This window comes from Aminithiophilus ramosus (genome assembly GCF_018069705.1).
In the GTDB taxonomy this organism is placed as follows: domain Bacteria; phylum Synergistota; class Synergistia; order Synergistales; family Aminithiophilaceae; genus Aminithiophilus; species Aminithiophilus ramosus.
This window is the reverse complement of record NZ_CP072943.1, coordinates 2611067-2633965: the sequence shown is the minus strand read 5'-3', so window position 1 is coordinate 2633965 and position 22899 is coordinate 2611067. Positions and strand designations below refer to the sequence as shown.

19 protein-coding genes and 2 riboswitches are annotated in these 22899 nt (G+C 66.5%); of the genes, 13 read left to right on the top strand and 6 right to left on the bottom strand.

From position 1 onward, the window contains the following. The first annotated feature begins 92 nt into the window (after positions 1-92). Positions 93-286, top strand: a riboswitch (cobalamin riboswitch). A gap of 380 nt (positions 287-666) precedes the next feature. The 10 genes from KAR29_RS11995 (at position 667) to KAR29_RS11950 (ending at position 12929) form a co-directional block, all read left to right on the top strand. Continuing rightward, positions 667-981: a BMC domain-containing protein gene (locus KAR29_RS11995; protein ID WP_274373220.1), complete on the top strand. Its 315-nt coding sequence runs from the start codon at positions 667-669 to the stop codon at positions 979-981. Positions 982-1077: 96 nt separating this feature from the next. Further along, entirely contained in the window at positions 1078-3561 is a 2484-nt protein-coding gene (locus KAR29_RS11990) for a glycyl radical protein (RefSeq protein ID WP_274373219.1), read from the top strand. A 137-nt stretch (positions 3562-3698) separates the two neighbouring features. Next, positions 3699-4130, top strand: coding sequence for an SRPBCC family protein (locus KAR29_RS11985; protein WP_274373218.1), 432 nt, complete (start codon positions 3699-3701; stop codon positions 4128-4130). A gap of 278 nt (positions 4131-4408) precedes the next feature. Next, positions 4409-4598, top strand: a riboswitch (cobalamin riboswitch). 452 nt (positions 4599-5050) lie between these two features. Beyond that, the gene (locus KAR29_RS11980) at positions 5051-5329 is read left to right on the top strand and encodes a BMC domain-containing protein (RefSeq protein WP_274373217.1); all 279 of its coding nucleotides are present in this window, start codon (positions 5051-5053) and stop codon (positions 5327-5329) included. A 29-nt stretch (positions 5330-5358) separates the two neighbouring features. Beyond that, positions 5359-6204 carry a propanediol utilization microcompartment protein PduB gene (pduB, locus tag KAR29_RS11975; protein WP_274373216.1) on the top strand — a complete coding sequence of 282 codons (846 nt, stop codon included), beginning with the start codon at positions 5359-5361 and terminating at the stop codon, positions 6202-6204. A gap of 95 nt (positions 6205-6299) precedes the next feature. Continuing rightward, the gene (locus KAR29_RS11970; protein WP_274373215.1) at positions 6300-8789 is read left to right on the top strand and encodes a glycyl radical protein; all 2490 of its coding nucleotides are present in this window, start codon (positions 6300-6302) and stop codon (positions 8787-8789) included. A gap of 77 nt (positions 8790-8866) precedes the next feature. Further along, complete coding sequence (locus KAR29_RS11965; protein ID WP_274373214.1) at positions 8867-9835, top strand: glycyl-radical enzyme activating protein; 969 nt, start codon at positions 8867-8869, stop codon at positions 9833-9835. Between the two features lie 17 nt (positions 9836-9852). Next, the gene (locus KAR29_RS11960; protein WP_274373213.1) at positions 9853-10023 is read left to right on the top strand and encodes a hypothetical protein; all 171 of its coding nucleotides are present in this window, start codon (positions 9853-9855) and stop codon (positions 10021-10023) included. A 61-nt stretch (positions 10024-10084) separates the two neighbouring features. Then, positions 10085-11269, top strand: a complete 1185-nt coding sequence (gene metK / locus KAR29_RS11955; RefSeq protein WP_274373212.1) for a methionine adenosyltransferase — start codon at positions 10085-10087, stop codon at positions 11267-11269. 304 nt (positions 11270-11573) lie between these two features. Next, complete coding sequence (locus KAR29_RS11950) at positions 11574-12929, top strand: MATE family efflux transporter (protein ID WP_274373211.1); 1356 nt, start codon at positions 11574-11576, stop codon at positions 12927-12929. A gap of 6 nt (positions 12930-12935) precedes the next feature. Here the strand turns inward: KAR29_RS11950 and KAR29_RS11945 are convergent, their stop codons facing one another. Together KAR29_RS11945 and KAR29_RS11940 are read right to left on the bottom strand one after the other, a co-directional pair. Then, positions 12936-13454, bottom strand: a complete 519-nt coding sequence (locus tag KAR29_RS11945; protein WP_274373210.1) for a nitroreductase family protein — start codon at positions 13452-13454, stop codon at positions 12936-12938. Between the two features lie 60 nt (positions 13455-13514). Beyond that, positions 13515-13727, bottom strand: coding sequence for a hypothetical protein (locus KAR29_RS11940; protein WP_274373209.1), 213 nt, complete (start codon positions 13725-13727; stop codon positions 13515-13517). 122 nt (positions 13728-13849) lie between these two features. On the opposite strand from KAR29_RS11940, the gene KAR29_RS11935 reads away from it, so the two are divergent. From KAR29_RS11935 to KAR29_RS11925, 3 genes are all read left to right on the top strand, one after another. Beyond that, the gene (locus KAR29_RS11935) at positions 13850-16378 is read left to right on the top strand and encodes a sensor domain-containing protein (RefSeq protein WP_274373208.1); all 2529 of its coding nucleotides are present in this window, start codon (positions 13850-13852) and stop codon (positions 16376-16378) included. A gap of 189 nt (positions 16379-16567) precedes the next feature. Then, positions 16568-17578 carry a 3-oxoacyl-ACP synthase III family protein gene (locus KAR29_RS11930; RefSeq protein ID WP_274373207.1) on the top strand — a complete coding sequence of 337 codons (1011 nt, stop codon included), beginning with the start codon at positions 16568-16570 and terminating at the stop codon, positions 17576-17578. 152 nt (positions 17579-17730) lie between these two features. Continuing rightward, entirely contained in the window at positions 17731-18645 is a 915-nt protein-coding gene (locus tag KAR29_RS11925; RefSeq protein ID WP_274373206.1) for a M23 family metallopeptidase, read from the top strand. 5 nt (positions 18646-18650) lie between these two features. Here KAR29_RS11925 and KAR29_RS11920 read toward each other — a convergent pair whose 3' ends face one another. The 4 genes from KAR29_RS11920 to KAR29_RS11905 all read right to left on the bottom strand — a co-directional run bounded on the left by KAR29_RS11920 (position 18651) and on the right by KAR29_RS11905 (position 22780). Continuing rightward, positions 18651-19058, bottom strand: a complete 408-nt coding sequence (locus tag KAR29_RS11920; protein ID WP_274373205.1) for a DMT family transporter — start codon at positions 19056-19058, stop codon at positions 18651-18653. 485 nt (positions 19059-19543) lie between these two features. Further along, positions 19544-20968, bottom strand: a complete 1425-nt coding sequence (locus tag KAR29_RS11915; RefSeq protein ID WP_274373204.1) for an FAD-binding oxidoreductase — start codon at positions 20966-20968, stop codon at positions 19544-19546. Further along, entirely contained in the window at positions 20961-21983 is a 1023-nt protein-coding gene (locus KAR29_RS11910) for an electron transfer flavoprotein subunit alpha/FixB family protein (protein ID WP_274373203.1), read from the bottom strand. The genes KAR29_RS11915 and KAR29_RS11910 overlap by 8 nt, the downstream gene beginning before the upstream one ends. Then, positions 21980-22780 carry an electron transfer flavoprotein subunit beta/FixA family protein gene (locus KAR29_RS11905; protein WP_274373202.1) on the bottom strand — a complete coding sequence of 267 codons (801 nt, stop codon included), beginning with the start codon at positions 22778-22780 and terminating at the stop codon, positions 21980-21982. Before KAR29_RS11905 ends, KAR29_RS11910 begins: the two co-directional genes overlap by 4 nt. Positions 22781-22899: the final 119 nt, after the last annotated feature.

Sequence of the window (22899 nt, the reverse complement as noted above, 5' to 3'; positions counted from 1 at the left end):
TGCCCCTTTTCGTTCGAATCCGACAAAAGAAAGGCTCCTCCTGCGGGTCCTTCCGTCAAAGGGAGGGGAGATCGAACAAGAAAAAGGCGTTGACGGAGAAGGCGTCTGTTTGTACGCTTTTTCTCAAAGAAAGGCAGTCGCCCTTCGGGAATCCGGTGTGAAACCGGAACGGCCCCGCCACTGTGACCGGGACGAAACCGCGAAGCCACTGGAGGAAACGCCTCCGGGAAGGCGCGGGAGTAGGATGAACGGGAGTCAGGATATCGGCGGTCGACTGCGGCGGTTTTCGTCCCTGCGCGGGCAGGTGCGGCCGGTGACCTGAAGGGGTGACGCGATTCCCCTTTTCCTCTCCTGTCCGCAGGGCCCTCGCATGAAGCGGGGGCCTTTCCTTTTGGGCCGATGAGCCCTCCTCCGACGTGTTTCTCCCTCGCCGAGATCGTGCCGACCTCGAGTTTTCCCCAAAAAGGGGGCTTCCCTGCGGGAAGGCCCCGAAAGGCCGCCCCTTCCGTGCGGTGTCGACGGATGTGACGACGAGGACAGGTCCATGCCTGTCCGCCCATGGTCTGTACCCTTCCGCCGGAGGAGCGGCTTGTTCGTCCCCTCGGCGGATCGTCCGGAAAAGGGGGGAAGGAGGCCTTCTTCCCCCGATCGAGGAGGTGCCCTGTGATGAACGGAGATGCCCTGGGAATGATCGAGACGCGAGGTCTGGTGGGCTCCATCGAGGCGGCCGACGCCATGGCCAAGGCGGCCAACGGGAGGCTCATCGGCTACGAGAAGATCGGATCGGCCTACGTGACGGTCATGGTCCGCGGCGACGTGGGAGCCGTCAAGGCCGCCGTCGACGCCGGAGCCGCCGCGGCCAGAGCCGTGGGGGACGTCGTCTCGGTCCACGTCATCCCCCGCCCCCACGGAGACACGGAGAAGCTTCTGCCCCGGCTCAGGGTGGAGCCAGAGGCCCCGGTCCCCTCGTCGGCGTCGTAGGTAAAACGTTTTTTCCGCCCCGACCCTTTCCGTGGAAGACGAGACCCCGGCCCCGACGGGAGAGGCCTCGAAGAGGAAAACGAAGGAGGTCTCATCGTGGACGAAGCCATGCTCCAGAAACTCATCGCCGACGTCTGCAGCCAGGTCATGCCCCGGAAAGCCGAGACGGCGCCTCAGGGTCCGCCGGAGGGGAAAAAGGCCGTCGATCCCCGCGACATGGCCGGCCCCAGCCCCCGGATCGAGAGGAAGCTCAAGCGCTTCTTCGAACAGCAGCCCGAGATCTGCGTCGAGCGGGCTCTCCTGGTGACGAAGGCCTATCAGGAGACGGAAGGGCACCCCATCTACAGACGGCGCGCCCACGCCCTGGCGACGATCCTGGACAACATGACGATCTTCATCGGCGACGACGAACTCGTCGTCGGCAACCAGTGCTCCACGCCGCGGAGCGCCCCCATCTACCCCGAATTCTCCTGCAAGTGGCTCATCCCCGAGCTGGACAGCCTCTCCCACCGACACAGCGACCGCTTCCTCATCTCCGAGGAGAAGAAGGCCGCCCTCCGGGCCATCTTCCCCTACTGGGAGGGCCGGACGAACAGCGAGATCGCGGCCCGACTCATGCCGCCCGAGTGCATCGAGGCCATGGATCTGGGCGTCTACACCTTCGGCAACTACTTCTTCAACGGCGTGGGCCACATCTCCGTCGCCTACTGGAAGGTCCTGGAGAAGGGCCTCGACGGCATCGTCGCCGACGCCGAGGCCGAGCGGGCCAGGCTGGACATCGCCGACGGCGAGGACCTCAGGAAGGACCACTTCCTCGCCTCCGTCATCGACTCCTGCCAGGCCGTCATCCGTTTCGCCGGCCGCTTCGCCGACGAGGCCGAAAAGAAGGCGGCCTCCTGTTCCGACCCGAAGCGCAGGGCCGAACTTCTCGAGATCGCCCGGATCTGCCGCAAGGTCCCGGCCCGTCCGGCCGGGAGTTTCCACGAGGCCTGCCAGTCCTGGTGGTTCATCCAGGACGTGATGCAGATCGAATCCAACGGCCATTCCGTCTCTCCCGGTCGCTTCGACCAGTACATGTACCCCCACTACGTCAACGACGGAAACCTCACGGCCGAAAAGGCCCAGGAGCTGGTCGATCTGCTCTTCATCAAGCTTTCGGAGATGAACAAGGTCCGCGACGCCGAGTCGACGAAGGTCTTCGCCGGCTACCAGTGCTTCCAGAACATGATCGCCGGCGGCGTCGACAGGAGCGGCAGGGACGCCACGAACCCCCTCTCCTACATGGTCCTCCAGGCCATGGCCAACGTCCGCCTCACCTCTCCCTCCCTCTCGGTCCGCATCCACGAAAACACGCCCCTGGCCTTCTACCGCAAGGCGGCCGAGCTGGTCCGCCTCGGGCTGGGATTCCCGGCCTTCTACAACGACAGGGTCATCATCCCGGCCCTCATGGCCCGCGGCGTCGCCCGCGAGGACGCCCGCGACTACGCCATGATCGGCTGCGTCGAGCCCCAGTGCGGCGGCAAGACCTACGGCTGGCACGACGCCGCCTTCTTCAGCCTGGGCAAGATCGTCGAGCTGGTCATGAACAACGGCGTCGAGCCCCTCTCGGGCAGGCAGATCGGGCCCAAAACGGGAGAGGTCACCTCCTTCGCCACCTACGAGGACTTCTACGAGGCCTACAAGAAGCAGACGGAGCACTTCGTCCGCCTCATGGTCATCGCCGACAACGCCGTCGACGCCACCTACATGACCAACATGCCCCTGCCCTTCCTCTCCTCCATGGTCGACGACTGCATCGGGAGAGGGAAGGCCGTCGAGGAGGGAGGCGCCGTCTACAACTTCTCCGGCCCCCAGGGCGTGGGCGTCGCCAACCTGGCCGACTCCCTGGCCGCCATCAGGAAGCTCGTCTACGAGGACAAGGTCCTCTCCATGGCCCAGCTTAAAAAGGCCGTCGACAGCGACTTCGCGGGAGCCGAAGGGGAGTCGGTGCGGCAGATGCTCCTCAACAGGGCCCCCAAATACGGCAACGACATCGATTACGTCGACAGGATCGCCCGCGAGGCCACCCTGGTCTACTGCAAGGAGGTCGACCGCTACCACTGCCCCAGGGGAGGCCAGTTCCAGCCCGGACTCTACCCCGTCTCGGGCAACGTGAGCACCGGGGCGGCCATGGGGGCCACGCCCGACGGACGGAAGGCGCACACGCCCGTGGCCGACGGCGTCTCTCCCAGCGGCGGCGCCGACCGGGGCGGCCCGACGGCGACGGTCCTCTCCGTGGCCAAGCTCGATCACGCCGAGGCCTCCAACGGAACGCTGCTGAACATGAAGTTCCATCCCACGGCCCTCAAGGGCGACAAGGGACTCGACGACCTGATCTCCGTCACGGAAGGGCTCTTCACCCACGGCGGCTCCCACGTCCAGTACAACGTCGTCAGCAAAGAGACCCTTCTGGCCGCCCAGGAGAAGCCCGAGGAATACAAGAGCCTCGTCGTCCGCGTGGCCGGCTACAGCGCCTTCTTCACCGTCCTCGACCGGAGCGTCCAGAACGACATCATCTCCCGGACGGAACAGGTGTTCTGAGAGGGAGCAGGTGTTCTGAGTCGGAGGGGGAAGCCGCCCCGAGGCCGCGCCCGGCCTTTCGGGCGGCTTCCCCCTCCGGGGCGCCGGGGGATCGGAGGTCCTCTGGCGCCGATTCGAGGCAAGGGGGAGGTAGGGCCATGGCCGATCTGTTCGAAAGCGCCGTTCTCAAGGCGCCTGTGGAAAGGGTCTGGGACGTCGTCCGAGACTACAACGCCATTTCCGTCTGGCACCCGATGATCCGCTCCAGCCGTCTCGAGGGGATCGGCGTGGGCTCGGTCCGTCACATCACCTTCAACGACGGGAAGGCGGCTTCGGAACGCCTCCTGGCCCTCGCCGACGACGAACGTCTCCTTCGTTACGCCTTCATCGATTCCCCCATGGCCGTGACGGACTACAGGGCCGCCATGGCCCTCTTCCCCGTCACGGCCACGGGAGAGACCTTCCTCGTCTGGAGCGGCTCCTACGACGACACCAATCTGGCCCGGCGCCGGGAGAACGAGGCGATCTTCCGCGAGATCTTCCGCTCGGGCCTGGAGGGCCTGGCCCGGCACTGCGAGGGGAAAGGGTAGGGTTTCATCTCTGTCCCGAGCGGAGCCGGGATCGGTTTTTTTGACCTCGGCCCCGTCGCCTCTTTCCGGTCTTGCGGCGGTTCGGGAGGCGGCCTCCATGGCCTTCCGACGGGAAAGAGGGTCCATCCTCCACCGGGGATCTCGTTGCGTTTACCCGAAAAAGAGGAGCCGCTTTCGATTTTTTGATCGTTTTTTTGTCATCGTCGCCGGAAGGGACTTGGGCTCGATGTAATCGAGTTCAAATTGGGAATAATCGAGCAAAAAATAGTCGTTGACGCAAAAGCGATCTATTCGTACGATTTTTCTCAAAGAGTAACAGCCGCCGTTCGGGAATCCGGTGCAAAACCGGAACGGCCCCGCCACTGTAACCGGGACGAAACCGCGAAGCCACTGGGGGATATCCCTCCGGGAAGGCGCGGGAGTAGGATGAACGGGAGTCAGGAGACCGGTCTGCGGCTGCGAAGGTTAACATGCCTGCGCGGGCGGGTGTGGCCGGTGAATCAGGAGGGAGGGCCTCGTCGTCCTCTTTTCCCCTTTCCCGTCTGCAGGGCCCCCGCGCGAAGCGGGGGCCTTTTTCGTTTGGCCCCGACGCGCTTCTCCGCGGCCGACGCCTCCCAGGCGGCACCCTTCGAAGGCCTCCGTCACGGGACGAGGACCGCCCTTCCTCGGCGTCCCCGGATCTTCTCGGCGACGAACGACGTTTCCGCCTTTCCGCCACCAGAGACAAAAACGATTCCGATCTCTCCCGGACCGGGGGCAGGTCTGGCCCTGTCCTGCCGATGGTCTTTGTCTCTTTTTGAATTTAAAAATAAGCAAAAAGGAGGTGAATTATTCATAAAAAAGGATCCTTCCGAAAGGTGTGACCGAAAGAGGAACGGAGAGGGAAGAGGCCTTTCCCCAGATCGAGGAGGTGCCCTGTGATGAACGGAGATGCCCTGGGAATGATCGAGACCCGCGGCCTGGTGGGGTCCATCGAGGCGGCCGATGCCATGGTCAAGGCGGCCAACGTGAGACTCATCGGCTACGAGAAGATCGGATCGGCCTACGTGACGGTCATGGTCCGCGGCGACGTGGGAGCCGTCAAGGCCGCCGTCGACGCCGGAGCCGCCGCGGCCAAGAGGGTTGGGGAAGTCGTATCGGTCCATGTCATTCCCCGCCCCCATCTGGACACGGAAAAGCTGTTGCCCAAGGTCGAATAGGCCCGGCGAGATAGGAGGCGGATCGCGTCATGAACGAACAGGAACTGATGAAAAAGGTCATGGAGCAGGTCATGCAGAAACTGAGTCCCCAGGGCACTCCTGAGGCTCCCGCCCTTCCCCCGGCGGCCGCTCCCGCCGAGGCGAAGGCCGAGAAGGTCCCGTCGGGGTCGTCGGCCAATTTCGATCCCATCGGCGTGACGGAGTACATCGGCACGGCCATGGGACACACCATCGGCCTCGTCATCGCCAACGTCGACGCCAGCCTTCACGAGAAGATGGGCATCGACAAGCGCTTCCGCTCCATCGGGATCATCTCGGACCGCATCGGCGCCGGCCCTCAGCTCATGGCCGCCGACGAGGCCGTCAAGGCCACCAACACGGAGATCATCTCGGCCGAGATGCCCCGTGACACCGAGGGCGGCTGCGGTCACGGCTGCCTCATCATCTTCGGCGCCGAAGACGTCTCCGACATCCGCCGCGCCGTCGAGGTCACCCTCTCCTGTCTGGACACCTACTTCGGCGACGTCTGGGCCAACGAGGTGGGCTACCTGGAGCTCCAGTACACGGCCCGGGCCTCCTACTGCCTCAACAAGGCCCTGGGCGCCCCCGTGGGCAAGGCCTTCGGCCTCGTCCTAGGCGCTCCCGCCGGCATCGGCGTCGTCATCAGCGACACGGCCCTCAAGGCCGCCGAGGTCGAGGCCTACGCCTACTGCTCCCCCAGCAAGGGCACGTCGTTCACGAACGAATCCTTCGTCATGATCACCGGCGACTCGGGCGCCGTCCGCCAGGCCATCCGCTCGGCCCGCGAGGTGGGCGTCAAGCTCCTGGCCACGCTCGGCTCGGAGCCCAAGTCGACGACGACGCCCTATATCTGATTCGCCCCCCCTCCGGGGCCTTTCCGTCCCCGTCGGATGTCGAGGACGACGGGGAAGTTTCCTTCAGATCAGCGAACACCTAGGGAGGTCTCACCATGAACGAAGAGATGCTTCAGAAGCTCATCGCCGAGGTCTGCCGCCAGGTCCTGGCCCCGGCCCCCGGCTCCGCTGCGGCTCCGGCCTGCTGCGCGGCGACGAAGGAGATCGCCGAGCCCCTCTCCATGGGCGGTCCCAGCCCCCGCGTCCAGAAGAAGCTGGCCGGCTTCGTGGGCATTCAGCCCGAAGTCTGCGTCGAGCGGGCCCTTCTGGTGACGAAGGCCTACCAGGAGACGGAGGGCCTTCCCGTCTACACCCGGCGTGCCCACGCCCTGGAGACGATTCTGGACAACATGTCCATCTTCATCGGCGACGAGGAACTGATCGTCGGCAACCAGTGCTCCAAGCCCCGCAGCTCGCCCCTCTTCCCCGAGTTCTCCTGCGACTGGATCGAGCCCGAGCTGGATACGATGGCCCATCGCGACGGCGACGCCTTCCAGATCTCCGAGGAGAGCAAGGCCGCTCTTCGGGCCATCTTCCCCTACTGGAAGGGCAAGACCAACAACGAGCTGGCCACGAACCTCATGCCCCCCGAGTGTCTCGAGGCGATGATGGCCGGCGTCTACACCTTCGGCAACTACTACTACAACGGCGTGGGCCACATCTCCGTCGGCTACTGGAAGGTCCTCGAGCGGGGCCTCAACGGCATCATCGCCGACGCCGCCGAGGCCAAGGCCAGGCTCGACGTCTCCGACGCCGACGACCTGCGCAAGTGCCACTTCTACAACAGCATCATCACCTCCTGCAAGGCCGTCATCCGCTTCGCCGGCCGCTTCGCCGCCGAGGCCGAGAAGCAGGCGGCCTCCTGCCCCGATCCGCGGCGTAAGGCCGAACTCCTCGAGATCGCCCGGATCTGCCGCAAGGTTCCCGCCGAGCCGGCCGGCAGCTTCCACGAGGCCTGCCAGTCCTGGTGGTTCCTCCACCTCGTCATCCAGATCGAGTCCAACGGCCATTCCGTCTCGCCGGGCCGCTTCGATCAGTACATGTACCCCCACTTCGCAAAGGACCCCTCCATCACCGTCGAAAAGGCCCAGGAGCTGGTCGATCTCCTCTTCATCAAGCTGACGGAGCTCAACAAGATCCGCGACGCCGAGTCGACGAAGGTCTTCGGCGGCTACCCCCTCTTCCAGAACATGATCGTCGGCGGCGTCAACCGCAAAGGAGAGGACGCCACCAACGCCATCTCCTACATCTGTCTCCAGGCCGCCCAGAACACCAAGCTCTACCAGCCCTCCCTGTCGGTCCGGATCCACGAGAACACGCCCCATATCTTCTACCTCAAGGCCGTCCAGACGACGCGCGAGGGGCTGGGCATTCCGGCCTACTACAACGACCGCGTCATCATCCCCGCCCTCCTGGCCCGGGGGCTGGCCCGCGACGACGCCCGCGACTACTGCATGATCGGCTGCGTCGAGCCCCAGTGCGGCGGCAAGACCGAGGGGTGGCACGACGCCGCCTTCTTCAATCTGGCCAAGATCGTCGAGCTGGCCATGAACGACGGCGTCTGCCCGGCCTGCGGCAAGCAGCTCGGCCCCAAGACGGGCAAGGCCACTTCCTTCACCACCTTCGAGCAGTTCAAGGAGGCCTACGCCAAGCAGATGGAGTATTTCGTCCGTCTTCTGGCCATCGCCGACAACGCCGTCGACGCCACCCACGCCCGGAACATGCCCCTGCCCTTCCTCTCCTCCATGGTCGACGACTGCATCGGGTCCGGCAAGTCGCTTCAGGAGGGAGGGGCCGTCTACAACTTCACCGGTCCCCAGGGCGTGGGCGTCGCCAACGCCGGAGACTCCCTCGCCGCCGTGAAGAAGCTCGTCTTCGAGGAGAACGCCCTCACCATGGAGCAGCTCAAGACGGCCATCGACAAGAACTTCGAGGGGCCCGACGGCGAGGCCGTCCGCCAGCTCCTCCTCAACAGGGCCCCCAAGTACGGCAACGACATCGACTACGTCGACGTGCTGGCCCGCGAGGCGGCCATGATCTACTGCCGCGAGGTCGACCGCTACCACAACCCCCGGGGCGGCCAGTTCCAGCCCGGCCTCTACCCGGCCTCGGCCAACGTCCCCATGGGGGCGGCCGTCATGGCCACGCCCGACGGACGGAAGGCCAACACGCCTCTTGCCGACGGCGTCTCGCCCAGCGGCGGCCTGGACCAGTCGGGACCGACGGCGACGGCCCTCTCCGTGGCCAAGCTCGATCACGCCGAGGCCTCGAACGGCACGCTGCTCAACATGAAGTTCCACCCCAACGCCGTCAAGGACGACAGGGGACTGGAGAACCTCGTCGCCGTCACCGAGACCCTCTTCACCCACGGCGGCTCCCACGTCCAGTACAACGTCGTCAGCAAGGAGACGCTCCTCGACGCCCAGAAGAACCCCGAGAAGTACCGGGGCCTCGTCGTCCGCGTCGCCGGATACAGCGCCTTCTTCACCGCCCTCGACTCGCGCATCCAGAACGACATCATCGCCCGGACGGAGCAGGTCTTCTGATCGCCCCAGAAGGATGAACGGCCGGGCCCCCCTCGGGGAGCCCGGCCGCCGAGCAAAACGCTGGGGGAGGAAAGGCGATGAACTGGGAACAGGATTTCATGTTTTTCGATCCGGTGGTGAAACGACATCACCCCGAGGCGGGCCTCATCTTCGACGTCCAGCGCTTCTCCATCCACGATGGCCCGGGGATCAGGACCAACATCTACCTCAAGGGCTGTTCCCTGCGCTGCCGCTGGTGCGCCAATCCCGAGTCCTGGGGCGTGAAGCCCGAACTGATGATGATCCACCACAACTGCATCCACTGCGGCCGCTGCCTGTCCGTCTGTCCGACGGGCTCCATCGGCAAGGACGACGAGGGGAAGCTGCGCGTCAGCAAGGCGAGCTGCCGCATGCCCGAGTGCGGCCTCTGCGAGAGGGCCTGTCCGGCCAACGCCATGGTCGTCGTCGGGCGCTACGTCACCGCCTCCGACGTCGTCGAGCTGGCCCTGAGGGACCGCCACTTCTACGCCAGGACCGGCGGCGGCGTCACCTTCACCGGAGGCGAGCCCCTCCTCCAGGCCGCCTTCGTCGCCTCCTGCGCCGACAGACTCCACGAGCGGGGCATCAACACGGCCGTCGAGACGGCCGGATTCGCTCCCTGGGACGAGGCCGAGGCCCTTTTCCGGCGGATGGATACGGTTCTTTTCGATATCAAGCACATGGACAGCGCCGTTCACAAGGAGTACGTGGGCGTCCCCAACGAGGCGATCCACGAGACGCTTCGCCGCGTCGATTCCGTCGGCTGTCCCATCCGGGTCCGCCTTCCGCTCATTCCCGGAGTGAACGATTCCCTGGAAAACGTGAGGGCCACGGCGGCTCTCGCCCTGTCCCTGAAGAACCTTCAGTCCCTCGACCTGCTGCCCTATCACCGCATGGGAGAGCCCAAGTGGGACCAGATCCAGCGGACCTACCTCCTCTCGGGGCTGGAGCCTCATCGCAGGGAAGAGGTGGAGCCCCTCTACGAGGCCGTCAGGGCCATGGGACTGCCGGCCACGATCGGTGGCTGAAGAGGAGGTCGGGAACGATGGAAACGGTGAAAAGAGAAGAGGCGGGAGGGGGCTGCCCCTCGACGACGTCGAACCGCCCCGACTGTCCCTGCCCGCGCGACTGTCCCCACCACGGCAGGTGCTGCGAATGCATCGCCGCCCACTGGTTTTCTCTGGTCGAGCCCGTCTGGTGCATGAGAGGAAAATAGGAGGCGCGAGAGGCGGAGCCCCCGCCGGCCGGCGGGGCGGAGTCGTCGGGGAGGTTCTGTCATGAACGAAAGGTTGTGCCTTGTCTCTTCGGAATCGGTCACGGAGGGGCATCCCGATAAGCTGGCCGATCAGATCTCCGACGCCGTCGTCGACGCCGTCCTGGCCGAGGACGGCCGGGGCCGCGTCGCCTGCGAGACGCTCGTCGGCCTCGGCATGGTCATGGTCGTGGGGGAGATGACGGCGCGCTGCCGTCCCGACATCACCGCCATCGCCCGGTCCGTCGTGAAGGAGGCGGGCTACACCCGGGCCGAGTACGGTCTCGACGGCGACGGCTGCGCCGTGCTGACGGCCGTGAACGGCCAGTCGCCCGACATCGCCCGCGGCGTCGATCGTGCCGGCTCCGCCGACGCCCTCGACGCCATAGGGGCCGGCGATCAGGGGATGATGACGGGCTATGCCTGCGACGAGACGGAGGAGCTCATGCCCCTGCCCCTCTCCCTGGCCCACAGGCTGGCCCGGCGCCTCGGCGAGGTCCGGCGCATGAAGCTCCTGCCCTGGCTCCGTCCCGACGGGAAATGTCAGGTCACCGTCGCCTACGAGGGCGACCTTCCCCGATTCGTCGATACCGTCGTCGTCTCCTGTCAGCATCACCCCGATCTTCACGGCGGGGAGGTCCGGGCCGAGATCGTCGAGAAGGTGATCCGTCCCGTCCTCCCTCCCGCCCTGGTCGGGTCCGACCTCCGCATCCTCGTCAATCCCACGGGGCGTTTCGTCGTCGGCGGTCCCCAGGCCGACACGGGCGTCACGGGGAGGAAGATCGTCGTCGACACCTACGGCGGCGTCGTCCCTCACGGGGGAGGGGCCTTCTCCGGCAAGGACCCGACCAAAGTGGATCGCTCGGCGGCCTACATGGCCCGCTACGCCGCCAAGAACATCGTCGCCGCGGGACTGGCGCGGCGCTGTCTCCTCCAGGTCGCCTACGCCATCGGCGTGGCCCGCCCCGTCTCCCTCTCCGTCGAGACCTTCGGCACGGCCGTCGTGGACGAAGGCTGTCTGGCGGCCCTGGCGGGCCGGATCTTCGATTTCCGCCCCGCCGCGATTCTCGGCGATCTCGATCTGCTCCGGCCTCAGTACAGGCGCCTGGCCGCCTACGGCCACATGGGCAGGATCGATCTCGACCCCCTTCCCGCCTGGGAGAGGATCGACCGGGTCCGGGTCCTGCGCGAAGAGGCGAGGCGGCTCTGAGCTCCTTTCGCCGAAGCGGGGAGGGCGTGCCCGAATCGACGGGCCGAAAAGGACCGAAACTCCGCCGACCCGGTCACGGAGCGGCAGGAGGGCCGACCCCTCTGTCTTGGGCCCGCACCGGCAGGGGGGAATGGAGCGGACGCCGAGGCGTACTGGCGGTCCCCTCGGATTCGGCGGGGGGCTGGAGCAGACGAAAACGCCCTACCGTGGTATCATGGAGGGGTAGCCCTGTCGTAGCGCAAACGACGAGGGGTCGGAGGCGAAAGCCCCCGACCCCTTTTTGGACGGACGGGGCCCTTTGGAGGTGTCCATCCTGTCTCTCGATCCCCGAACGGAAGCGATGGGACGCGATCCCGTCGGCCTGCTGCTCCTTCGCTTCTCCACTCCGGCCATCATCGGCCTTCTCGCCAACGCCCTCTACAACATCGTCGACCGCATGTTCATCGGTCGCATCGTCGGCTCCCAGGGGCTGACGGCCGTGACGGTGGCCTTTCCCTTTTTCGGGCTGGCCGTCACCTTGGGCATCTTCATCTCCGTCGGCGCCTCGTCCCTCGTCTCCCGCTCCCTCGGCAGGGGAGACAGGGACCGTGCCGAGCAGGTCCTGTCCAACGCCTTCGTCCTGGCCGTCGCCGCCGGACTCGTCCTGACTCTGGCCGGGGCCCTCCAGGGAGAGAGGCTCCTTCGTCTGTTCGGCGCCAGCGATCAGGTCCTTCCTCAGGCCCGGGACTATCTCGAGGTGATCCTCTTCGGCGTCCCCTTCCTGCTGGTGACCTTCGTCCTCAACGGCCTCATGAGGGCCGAAGGCGCTCCCCGATGGGCCATGGGCACCATGCTCCTGGCCACGACGGTCAACATCGTTCTCGACTGGCTTTTCATCGCCCGCTGGGGCTGGGGCGTCCGCGGCGCCGCCTGGGGCACGACGATCGCCCAGGTCGCGGCCGTCCTCTGGGTCTCCCTCTTCTACGGGCGCCACAGCTCCCTCAAGATCAGGGCCTCCCTCCTGCCCCTCCGGAAGGAGATCGTCGCCGCCTCTCTGGCAGTGGGCTTCTCGCCGGGGCTGATGGAGCTCTCCTTCGTGACCCTTCTGATCCTGCTGAACCGCATCCTCGGCGAATTGGGGGGCGACGTTGCCGTCTCGGCCGTCGGCATCTTCCTCAGCCTGGACAGTCTCTTCTATCTGCCGGCCCTGGGGATCGGCGAGGGGGCCCAGCCGCTCATCGGCTTCAACTACGGAGCGGGAAGGGTGGACAGGGTCCGGCGCATCGTCTTCCTGGCCACGACCTCCGCTTCGGCCGTCTTTTCCGTCTCCTGGGCCGTGGTCCATCTCTTTCCCGTCGCCCTCGTGGGGCTCTTCTCCAAGGGCGATGTCGACCTGACGGCCATCACCGTAAGAGGGATGCACCTGGGCTACATGCTCCTCCCCCTGGCCTCCCTCTACGTCGTCACAAGCTACACCTTCCAGGCCCTGGGGAGGGCTCGGGCGGCCTTCGTCCTCCAGGTGCTCCGTCAGATCGTCTTCTGCTTCCCCCTCCTGCTGCTTCTGCCCCGTTTCATGGGCATCGACGGCGTCTGGCTCTCCTTTCCCCTCATGGACGTCAGCGGCTTCTCCCTGGCCCTCTGGATGCTCCGGCGGGAGATGAGGCGTTGGAAAGAGCTCTGAGTTCCGTCACCAGCCGTTGCGGTGGAGTCTCGTCTCGTCGAGCCCCTCGTGAGGGGCCAGCTCCTCCCGGCCGTAGCCGATCAGCGCCAGAGAGAGGCAGCGCACGCCCTCGGGCAGCTGAAGCAGAGGGGCCATTTCGCTCTCCCGCGGGTGACGGTCGGCGACTTTGACCCAGACCCCCTCCAGCTCCAGGGCCCGGGCGGCGAGGAGGATGTTCTCCATGGCCGCCGCTCCGTCTTCCATCCACGTCCCGTCGTGGAGGTCGTAGGCGCGGCGGTAGGCCTTGACGTCGACGCAGACGGCAAGGGCCAGGGGGGCCTCCCGGAACATCCGGGCCTGGCCGTAGGCCTTGCCCAACTCGTCCAGAAGGGACCTGTCGTCGATGACGATGAAGTGACAGGGCCTGCGGTCTTTCGAGCTGGGGGCGGCGAAGGCGCAGGCGAGAAGAGTCTCCACTTTGTAGAGCTCCACGGGGGTGGCCCGGAAAGATCGAACGCTTCGTCTTCCCAGGATGATTCGGATCATTTCGGCTGATTGAGAGGCCAACGTCTTCTCTCCTTTCCGATGAGGTCCTTTTAGGGTATTTTAGGGGAAGAAGGGGAGGAGATGGCGGCGCTCCATGATGAGACGGACGAGAAGCGTATCGCTCCATCCCTTCCCGGGCTGGCTGAACTTGTCGACGACGGCGACGAAGGCCAGGGCCACGAGGACCACCAGCAGGGCCGTCAGAATCTGTCGGAGGTAGGGCGCCCGGGGATGTAGAGGCCGCCGATGCGGTCGCCTATAGGGTCCGAACATCGTGATCCCCCCTTCCTTCCTTAATTGTAAGTTCTTTCATTGCGTTGCGCGAGCCTTTTCGAGCCGCCGCAGCGTCTTCTTTTTCTGCGGAAGTCCACCGTCGTTTTGCGGGAGGTCGTGCCATGGCGGACAAAAACGATTCCTGTGCCTTTCTCCGATCCGGGACCTGTCTCGGCACCGACAGACGGGCCGAGGAGGTCCGACGCCTGCAGGTGCAGGAAGAGAGCCTCCGTCTTCTCCTCGAGATCTCTCCCGATCCGATCTGCCTCAAGGACGAGAGGGGGCGCTACCTCGCCGTCAACCTTGCCTTCTGCGAGCTTCACGATCTCCGTGACGTCGAGGTCGTCGGGAAGACCGTCGACGACCTGGCCCGCGCCTTTCCCGACCGGGTGACCGACGCCCTGCGCCATGCCTGCGCCGCCTCCGACGAGGAGGCCTGGCGGAACCCGCAGGAACGACGCCCTCGCCATGTCGCCGTCGACGTCCGAGGGGAGCGACGTTTCTTCGACGTCGTCAAGGTCCCTCTCCTCTCCGATCGGGGCAGCCCCTGCCGTCTCGTCGTCTTCGGCCGGGACGTGACGGAACGCGAGGCCGCCCTGGCCGATCTCCGGGAGAACAGGCGGCGTGTCGGCGAGATCCTGCGCATCGCCCAGATGGGCTGCTGGGCCTGGTATCCCGCCGAGGACCGTTTCGAGTGGGACGAGGGGGCGGCGGCCGTTCTCGGCGGCCTGCCGAGCGAGATCGCTCCCGATCCGGCCTCGTTCTCGGGGCGCATCCACGGCGACGACCGTCCCCGCTACGGCGAGGCCTGGAGGGCGCTCGTCGCGACGGGACGGTACCGGTGCGGCTACCGCTTTCTCCGCCCCGACGGGAAGTGGGTTCACCTCAGCTCCCAGGCCGAGGGGGTCTACGAGGGGGGGAGGCTCGTCAAGGTGGAGGGCTACGTACAGGACGTGACGTCGAGCCGGGCCCGGGAGAAAGAGCTTCTCCTGGCGGCGAGCGTCTTCGAGAACGCCGTCGAGGGGATCTGCATCACCGACGCCGAGAACCGCATCGTCTCCGTCAATCCCGCCTTTTCGGCCATCACCGGCTACGGCGCCGACGAGGTCCTCGGCAGAGATCCCCGCATCCTCAAGTCGGACCGGCACCCCAAGGCCTTCTACGAGGCCTTCTGGCTCGGCCTGCTCTCGGAGGGGCGCTGGCAGGGCGAGATCTGGAACCGCCGCAAGAACGGCGAGACCTATCCCGAATGGATCTCCGTCTCCGTCCTCCGCGACGAAGAGGGGGTCCCCCTCAACTACATCGCCGTCTTCCGCGACCTCTCGCAACATGCCTTCCGCGAGTCGGGGATCCTTCTCCCATCCTACCACGATCCCCTGACGGATCTGCCCAACAAGGCCCTTTTCACCGACCGCCTCAACCAGGAGCTGATCCGGGCCAGGAAGGGGAGGCACACCTTCGGCGTCATCTACGTCGATCTCGACCGCTTCAAGAACCTCAACGACAGCTTCGGCCACTTCCTCGGCGATCAGTTCCTCCAGCAGGTCGCCGAACGGCTCCTGGCGGTCTCCCTGACGACGGACACGGTGGCCCGTTTCGGCGGCGACGAGTTCGGCATCCTCGTCCAGGAGGCTCACGGCCCGGCGGACCTCCTCAAAAGGGCCGAGACCTTCCTCTCCGCCTTCCGTCAGCCCTTCGACCTCGACGGCAGGTCGGTCTTCATCAGCGCCAGCGCCGGAGTCAGCGTCTTCCCCCTCGACGGCGACGACGCCGACTCCCTCCTCAGCAAGGCCGACCTGGCCATGTACCGGGCGAAGGAGCTGGGCGGCAACCAGGCCGGTTTCTTCACCGAGGAGCTGGGGGAAAAGACGTCGCGGCAGATGCTTCTCGAGTCGAGTCTCCGCCAGGCCCTCGTCAAGGGAGAATTCTCCCTCTTCTACCAGCCGCTCCTGAACCTTGCGGAAGGACGCGTCGTCTCCCTCGAGGCCCTGGTCCGCTGGGACCATCCCCTCGCGGGGCTCACGGGGCCGGGCGAGTTCATCCCCCTCGCCGAGGAGACGGGACTCATTCTTCCCCTCGGCGACTGGATCTTCCGCGAGGTCTGCCGTCAGGTCCGGCTCTGGCGCGATCTCGGTCTTTCGAGCTTCCGCGTCGCCGTCAATCTCTCGCCCCGTCAGTTCAACCGCAGGGGGCTGGCCGATCACCTCTGCGCCCTGCTGGCCGAGCGCTCCCTTTCTCCCGACGACGTCGAGCTGGAGATCACCGAAGGGACCTTTTTCACCGACGACGGTTCCTTCGAAATGGTGGAGGAGCTCCGGCGTCGGGGCTTCCGCCTCTTCATCGACGACTTCGGCACGGGGTACTCCTCGCTGAGCTACCTGAGGCGCCTCCCCGTGACGGGACTGAAAATCGACCAGTCCTTCGTCCGCGACATGGCCGACGAGCCCTCGATGAGGGCCATCGTCCGCACCGTCATCGAGCTCGCCCGCACCCTGGGCCTCGAAGCCATCGCCGAAGGCGTCGAGAGCGACGAGATCCTTCGCCTGCTCCGCGAGATGGGCTGTCCCGTCATCCAGGGCTACTGGCTGAGCCGCCCCCTTCCGCCCGATCAGATCCGCCCCCTCCTCGACCCGGGAAGGCGCTTTCCCTGAGACGCGGCGCAAGTCCCTTCTTTCCCGTCCGTTCCGGGGTCCGGGGACCTGTGGTGGAGGCGAAAAATTTTAGACTAGGTCCTAAGACGAGGTTCTCTGGATCCCTTCCGTGACGTATAATCGAGACGAAGGGCGACCCGTGTCGAAGAGAAGAGCGCCCGAAGCGGAAGCTACCGAGGAGGAATATGCATGAAGGCAACGAAGGCAAGGCTTGCCCCCATCGCCTGCTATCTGCCGCCCAAGCGGCTTTCCAACGACGACCTGGTCCGGGAGTTCGACGGCTGGACGGTCGAGAAGATCCGCGCCAAGACCGGCATCGACGAACGCTGCGTCGCCGAGACGGAGCCGGTCTCGGAGCTGGTCTGTCTGGCGGCGGAGCGGCTCTTTTCCGAAGGCGTCGACCGTCGGTCGATCGACATGGTCCTGCTCTGCACGGAGACGCCCGATTACATCATGCCCGCCACGGCCTGCATCGTCCACGAGAGGTTGGGGCTTCGCAGGGATTGCGGCGCCTTCGACTACAATCTGGGCTGCTCGGGCTACATCTACGGTCTCCACATGGCCTCGGCCCTGGTCCGTTCGGGCCTCGCCGGCAAGGTCCTCCTCCTGACGGGCGACGTCATGACGCGCTACATCCACAGAGGCGACAAGAGCACGCGGACCATCTTCGGCGACGGTTTCACGGCCTCTCTCGTTTCCGACGGGCCGGGCGCCGAGATCGGCTCCTTCGTCCTCGGCACCGACGGCTCGGGCGCCGGAAACCTCATCATCCCCGCCGGAGGGACGGTCCTTCCCTGTTCGGAGGAGACGAAAGAGGTCCGGACCAACCGCTACGGCAACAGTCGGACCAAGGAGAACCTCTACATGAACGGCCCGGAAGTCCTCAAATTCGCCCTCGCCGAGGTTCCTCCCGCCGTCGGGAGCTGTCTGGAGAAGAACGGACTGGCCTTCGACGACGTCGACTTTTTCGTCTTTCACCAGGCCACGGCCATGATGCTCGAAAGGCTCCGCGAGGAAATGGCCATCCCGAGGGATAAGTTCGTCCTCGACATGGCCGACAAGGGGAACACCATCAGCTCCACCATCCCCTTCGCCCTCAGGGGACTTCTCGACGAGGGGCGCCTTCCCTCGGGCAGGACGGCCCTTCTCTGCGGCTTCGGCGTCGGCTATTCCTGGGGGGCGACCCTGCTGCGCTTCTAGACCGGCCGGAAGGAGGGGCCGCCCCAGGAACGGTCTCGGGGGGGCGAGGGGCCTTCCGCGGCGGACCTCCCGACGGTGCGGGCCCTCTGTCGGACCCCCTCCGAAGAGGCCTAACGGGTACAATGGGGCCATCCAGAAGGGAGGCCCCTTGCATGTTCCGTCGTCCCATCCTTGTCCTTCTTTTGCTTCTGGCCCTCGCCTCGCCGTCGGCGGCGGAGATGAAGGCCCGATTCATCGCCCCCCAGGCCGTCTCTCAGGGAGAGCCCTTCCTCGTCGAACTGATCCTTCCCGTCGAGCCCCGGAGCGCCTCGCTCCGCTGGCTGGGGCGCGAACAGGCCCTGGAACCCCGTCCCGTCGAGGGAGGGTTCTGGTCCCTTCGGGCCCTCGTCGGCGCCTCGGCCTCCCAGAAGGCCGGCAGGGAGATCGTCGCCTTCTCCGTCGACGTGGCGGGGCGGTCACGGACCTTTCCCTGGCAGATCGAAATCCGCTCCCGATCCTTTCCCGAAAGCCGTCTCACCGTGGAGGAGAAGATGGTCGTCCCTCCCGAGGAGGCCCGATCGCGCATCGAAAAGGAGTCCCGCCGCGTCCAGGCCGCCCTGGCGAGCTCCCAGCCCTCGGGGCTCTGGACCCTCCCCCTGAACCGTCCCGTCAAGGGCATCGTCACCTGTCCCTACGGCTGGCGGCGCGTCTACAACGGCAAGCCCCGCAGTCCCCACAGCGGCGTCGATCTCCGGGCCGGAGTGGGGGCGTCGGTGCGCTCTCTGGCTCCGGGCCGGGTCCTCCTGGCCGAGGAGCACTACTTTGCCGGCAACGTCGTCTACGTCGATCACGGAGGAGGCGTCGTCAGCGCCTATGCCCATCTCTCCCGCATCGACGTCGCCGTGGGGCAGGACGTCGAAAGGGGGCAGGTCCTTGGGCTGGCCGGGGCCACGGGACGGGTCACGGGGCCCCACCTTCACCTGGGGCTCTTCCTCCAGGGCCGTTCCGTCGACGCCATGCCCCTCTTCGAGGAGGACCTCAAGGGCCTTCTCGAAGGACGGCAGGAGCTGGAGATCGCCCTGGGCTGAGGAGATCAGCCCCGGACGAGCCAGGCTCCGAGAAAGAGAAGGGCCACTCCGACGAGGCGGGAAGGCGTCACGGCCTGGGCTCCGAAGCCGAAAAAGCCCGTGGCGTCCAGCAGCAGGCCGGTGACGAGCTGGGCGGCGATGGCCGCCGCGAAGCCCACCGTCGTCCCCAGACGGGGGATGCAGACGATGAGGGCCGTCACGTAGAAAGCCCCGAGCAGGCCGCCCGTCCACTCCCACCAGACCGCCTGGGAGAGGGCGCGGAGGTTCCCCTGATTTCGGAGGAGGACCAGGACGAGAAGGGCCAGAGTCCCGACGGCGAAGGAGACGAAGGCGCTCTCCAGGGAACCCACTTTCTGGGCCAGACGGCCGTTGACGGAGGGCTGGACCGTCGTGGCCGCTCCGGCGAGGGCCATGAAGAGAATGAGGGCTGTCTTGGACAGGGTGAAGCTCCTTTCCGGGCCCGAGGGGCCCTGCGTGCGGTCCTTCCCCGAGAGGGGAGAAAGGCCGGATCCGGTTCGGCCTCGTCGAAGGAGGCGAAAGCGATGTCGTCAGGCCTTTTGGGCAGGATGGATCCCCAGGTGAGGCGTCTGTTGGCCTCGAAGGGGTTCGATATGGGCGGGGATGAGCCCGCCGGGCAGACGCCCCGCCCGGAGAAAAAGGAAGAAGGAGACGGCTCCGAGGCGGCAGATCTCTCCGGCGGGGGAGGGCGGCCGTCGAACGGGGCGCCTTCCCCCTACGGGCCGTGAGCGGAGAGGCTTCCTTCCTTGACGGCGGCGCCTTCCGCCGGGACCGTCCCCGGATCGGGCGGAAGGCGGAGAAGCGCCTTTGCCGCCGGGGCCGTCGCACGAAGGGGGGAGAGACCGAGTGGTCTCTCCCCCCTTCGCCGCGGACGGAGGGCTCACTCCCAGGGGACGATCTTGTCGGGGTTGAGGATGTTCTGGGGATCGAAGGCGAGCTTGACGCGGCGGATCAGGTCGATCTGCGTCGCGTCGAGGAATCGTGTGATGGCGTCGCGCCGTTTCAGCCCCACGCCGTGCTCGCCCGTCAGCGTTCCGCCTAGGGACTTGACGACGTCGTAGAGCTCGTCCTGGATCCGGTGGAGGATCGACTCCCGGTCGGGCTCCTCCGGCGCCGGGGCGGCCGTGACGTGCATGTTGCCGTCGCCGATGTGGCCGAAGACGACATAGGCGCTGCCGGCCCGCGTGACGATCTCGTCGAGGCGTCTCATCAGCTCCGGAACGGCTCCCGTGGGGACGACGACGTCTTCGTTGACGTTCTTGCCCGGATGGAAGGCCCAGACGGACTCGGTGATGCTCTTGCGGGCCTTCCAGAGCTTGTCGCGGCTGTTGCGGTTGTCGGCGACGAAGACCTCGAGGGCTCCGTGGGCCAGGCAGAGGTCGCCGATGCGCTCGTACTCGTCGGCCAGGCTCTCCGCGTCGTTGCCCTCGAGCTGGATGATGAGGTGGGCCCCGGCGTCGCTGTAGGGAAGATTCGTGTTGAGGAAGCGCTCCGTCAGATTGATGGAGCGGCGGTCCATGAACTCGATCGAGGCCGGAAGGACCTTTCCCTCGGTGACGATGCGGGGGACGAAGGCCACGGCCGAGGCCACGTCGGGAAAGGGAACGAGAAGGTCGACGACCTCGGCCGGGAGGGGGAGGAGCTTGAGGACGATCTTGGTGATCAGGGCCAGCGTCCCCTCGGAGCCGACGAGAAGGTGGACGAAGTCGTAGCCCGTCACGTCCTTGCGGCGCTTGCCGCCGAACCAGGTGACGCTGCCGTCGGCCATGACGGCCTCCAGGGCCAGGACGTGGCTCCCCGTGGGGCCGTACTTGACGACCTTGTTGCCTCCGGCGTTCTCGGCCACGTTGCCTCCGATGAAGGAGGCGTCTCCGCTGCAGGGGTCGCCGGCGTAGAGAAGGCCGGCATCGACGGCGGCACGGTTGATCTCGGCCGTGACGACGCCGGGCTCGACGGTGAGGGTCAGGTTCTCCCTGTCCAGCTCGATGATGCGGTTCATCTTCTCGAAGGAGACGACGATCCCCCGCCGGGCCGGAACGGCGCCGCCGGAAAGGCCCGTCCCGGCGCCGCGGGCGGTGAGGGGGATCCGCTCCTCGCCGGCCAGGCGGACGAGGGCGGCCACGTCTTCCGTGCTCTCGGGAAAGACGACGACCTCGGCGAGGCAGCCGTCCTTCCAGAACGGTCCCTGGACCTCGTCTCGCGAGTAGGTCAGGAGCTTGTCGGCGTCGCAGGAGACGTTCCGGGCCCCGAGGATGTTCTGAAGGCGCTCGACGACGTGCGCGGTCACGGGACGGTACTCAGTCATGAAGCTTCCCCCTCTCCCGGTCCAGGGCCTCGATGAGGCGGGGCACGATGTCGTAAAGGTCGCCGCAGAGGGCCACGTCGGCGACGCGGAAGATGGGCGCCTCGGGGTCTTTGTTGATGGCGATGATCGTCTCCGCCGTCTGCATCCCGGCCAGGTGCTGGACGGCGCCGGAAATTCCGGCGGCGATGTAGACGCGGGGGGCGACGACCTTCCCCGAAAGGCCGACCTGATGGGGGTAGGCCATCCACTTGGCCTCGACGGTGGGGCGGCTCGCCCCGACGCCGCCGTCGAGAAGGCGGGCCAGCTCCCGGATCAGGGCGAAGCCCTCGGGGCGTTTCAGCCCCTTGCCGCCGGAGACGACGACGTCCAGATCCTGGATGTTCGTCTCGTCTCCGGCGACGACCTCGTCGGAAAGGCAGACGACGGAGGAGGCGAAAAGAGCCTCGTCCAGGCGGGGGCGCTCGATCCGTCCCGGGCGCTCTCGGGGCGGGGCCACGGGAAAGGTCTTGGGCCGGACCGTCGCCATCTGGGGAAGGTGATCGGGCGTCTTGATGGTGGCCATGACGTTGCCGCCGATGGCCGGGCGGGTCTGGAGCAGGAGCCCCGTCTCGTCGTCGATGGACAGGCCCGTGCAGTCCGCCGTCAGCCCCGTCTCGACGAGAGCCGCCACGGCGGGCAGAACCGTTCTCCCCGTCGTCGTCGCCGGGGCCAGGACGATCTCGGGGTCGCCCTCCTCGATGAGCCGGGCCACGATGCGGGCCTGGACCAGAGCGTCGAGAGAGGCGAGGCGCCTATCCTCGACGAGGAGGACCTCATCGGCGCCGTAGAGAAACAGCTCCCGAGGTTCGTCGGCCGCGGGGGCCCGGAGGACGACGACCGTCACCGACGTGCCTCGGCTGTCGGCCAGCTCCCGGGCCTTGCTCGTCAGCTCGTACGTGCAGGAGTGGGTCCTTCCGTTCCGGATCTCGGCGACGACGAAGACGCCGCCCTTTCCCTGTCGTTCGCTCCGTCTCATGACCGACAGCCTCCCTGAAGCAGGGCCTTTTCCCTGAGAAGTCCGATGACCTGTTCGATGCCGGCGTCGAGATCCTTGCCGCCGAAGAAGGCCGTCCGGCGCGAGATCTTGGGGTGGGCGATCCTGACGACGCGGGTGGGGGAGCCCGAAAGGCCCACGTCGGATCGGTCCAGGGCGAGATCGTCGAGGCCGAACCGTTCCACCTGGGCCCGCCGACCCCGTTTCTTTCCGGCCAGAGTGGGCATGGAGGGCTCGTTGAGATCGTGGAGGACCGTCAGGAGGCAGGGGCAAGGAAGGCGAAGGTGCTGGTAGCCCTCCTCGACGGTGCGGCGGACGGTGATCCCCTCGTCGGAGGCCTCGATGCGGCTCACGTAGGTGGCGAAGGGAATGGAGAGGAACGTGGCCACCTCGGGGCCAACCTGGCCCGTCTCTCCGTCGGTGGCCTTTTCGCCGGCGAGGATGACGTCGAAGGGGCCCGTCTTATCCAGGAGGGTCGCCAGAACCTTGGCCGTGGCCCACGTGTCGGCTCCGGCGAAGGCCCGGTCGGAAAGGAGGAGGGCTCTGTCGGCTCCCAGGGCCAGCGCCTCCCGGAGGGCCCGTTCGGCCTGAGCGGGGCCCATGGAGAGGACCGTGACCGTGCCGCCCCGGCGGGCAAGGGTCAGAGCCGCCTCGAGGGCGTTCATGTCGAGGGGATTGATGAGGCTGCCGACGCCGTCGCGGATCATCGTCCCCTTTTCGGGGTCCATCTTCACCTCGTCCGTGTCGGGCACCTGTTTGATGAGCACTGCGATATCCATGAAAGGGCACTCCTCCCGTTCGGTGACGGCGGCCCGCCGATGGCGGCCCTGGTTTTTTGAAAAGAGCTTCGCTTCCTGCGCTCTGCTTGCATCAGTTTACAGCCGGTGCTATAGTTGTG

What these genes read in the sequence shown, in the direction of transcription:
- KAR29_RS11995 (WP_274373220.1), top strand. Translation starts at nt 667, where the DNA reads ATGAACGGAGATGCCCTGGGAATGATCGAGACGCGAGGTCTGGTGGGC.
- KAR29_RS11985 (WP_274373218.1), top strand. Translation starts at nt 3,699, where the DNA reads ATGGCCGATCTGTTCGAAAGCGCCGTTCTCAAGGCGCCTGTGGAAAGG.
- KAR29_RS11980 (WP_274373217.1), top strand. Translation starts at nt 5,051, where the DNA reads ATGAACGGAGATGCCCTGGGAATGATCGAGACCCGCGGCCTGGTGGGG.
- pduB (WP_274373216.1), top strand. Translation starts at nt 5,359, where the DNA reads ATGAACGAACAGGAACTGATGAAAAAGGTCATGGAGCAGGTCATGCAG.
- KAR29_RS11970 (WP_274373215.1), top strand. Translation starts at nt 6,300, where the DNA reads ATGAACGAAGAGATGCTTCAGAAGCTCATCGCCGAGGTCTGCCGCCAG.
- KAR29_RS11965 (WP_274373214.1), top strand. Translation starts at nt 8,867, where the DNA reads ATGAACTGGGAACAGGATTTCATGTTTTTCGATCCGGTGGTGAAACGA.
- KAR29_RS11960 (WP_274373213.1), top strand. Translation starts at nt 9,853, where the DNA reads ATGGAAACGGTGAAAAGAGAAGAGGCGGGAGGGGGCTGCCCCTCGACG.
- metK (WP_274373212.1), top strand. Translation starts at nt 10,085, where the DNA reads ATGAACGAAAGGTTGTGCCTTGTCTCTTCGGAATCGGTCACGGAGGGG.
- KAR29_RS11945 (WP_274373210.1), bottom strand. Translation starts at nt 13,454, where the DNA reads ATGATCCGAATCATCCTGGGAAGACGAAGCGTTCGATCTTTCCGGGCC.
- KAR29_RS11940 (WP_274373209.1), bottom strand. Translation starts at nt 13,727, where the DNA reads ATGTTCGGACCCTATAGGCGACCGCATCGGCGGCCTCTACATCCCCGG.
- KAR29_RS11935 (WP_274373208.1), top strand. Translation starts at nt 13,850, where the DNA reads ATGGCGGACAAAAACGATTCCTGTGCCTTTCTCCGATCCGGGACCTGT.
- KAR29_RS11930 (WP_274373207.1), top strand. Translation starts at nt 16,568, where the DNA reads ATGAAGGCAACGAAGGCAAGGCTTGCCCCCATCGCCTGCTATCTGCCG.
- KAR29_RS11925 (WP_274373206.1), top strand. Translation starts at nt 17,731, where the DNA reads ATGTTCCGTCGTCCCATCCTTGTCCTTCTTTTGCTTCTGGCCCTCGCC.
- KAR29_RS11920 (WP_274373205.1), bottom strand. Translation starts at nt 19,058, where the DNA reads ATGGCCCTCGCCGGAGCGGCCACGACGGTCCAGCCCTCCGTCAACGGC.
- KAR29_RS11915 (WP_274373204.1), bottom strand. Translation starts at nt 20,968, where the DNA reads ATGACTGAGTACCGTCCCGTGACCGCGCACGTCGTCGAGCGCCTTCAG.
- KAR29_RS11910 (WP_274373203.1), bottom strand. Translation starts at nt 21,983, where the DNA reads ATGAGACGGAGCGAACGACAGGGAAAGGGCGGCGTCTTCGTCGTCGCC.
- KAR29_RS11905 (WP_274373202.1), bottom strand. Translation starts at nt 22,780, where the DNA reads ATGGATATCGCAGTGCTCATCAAACAGGTGCCCGACACGGACGAGGTG.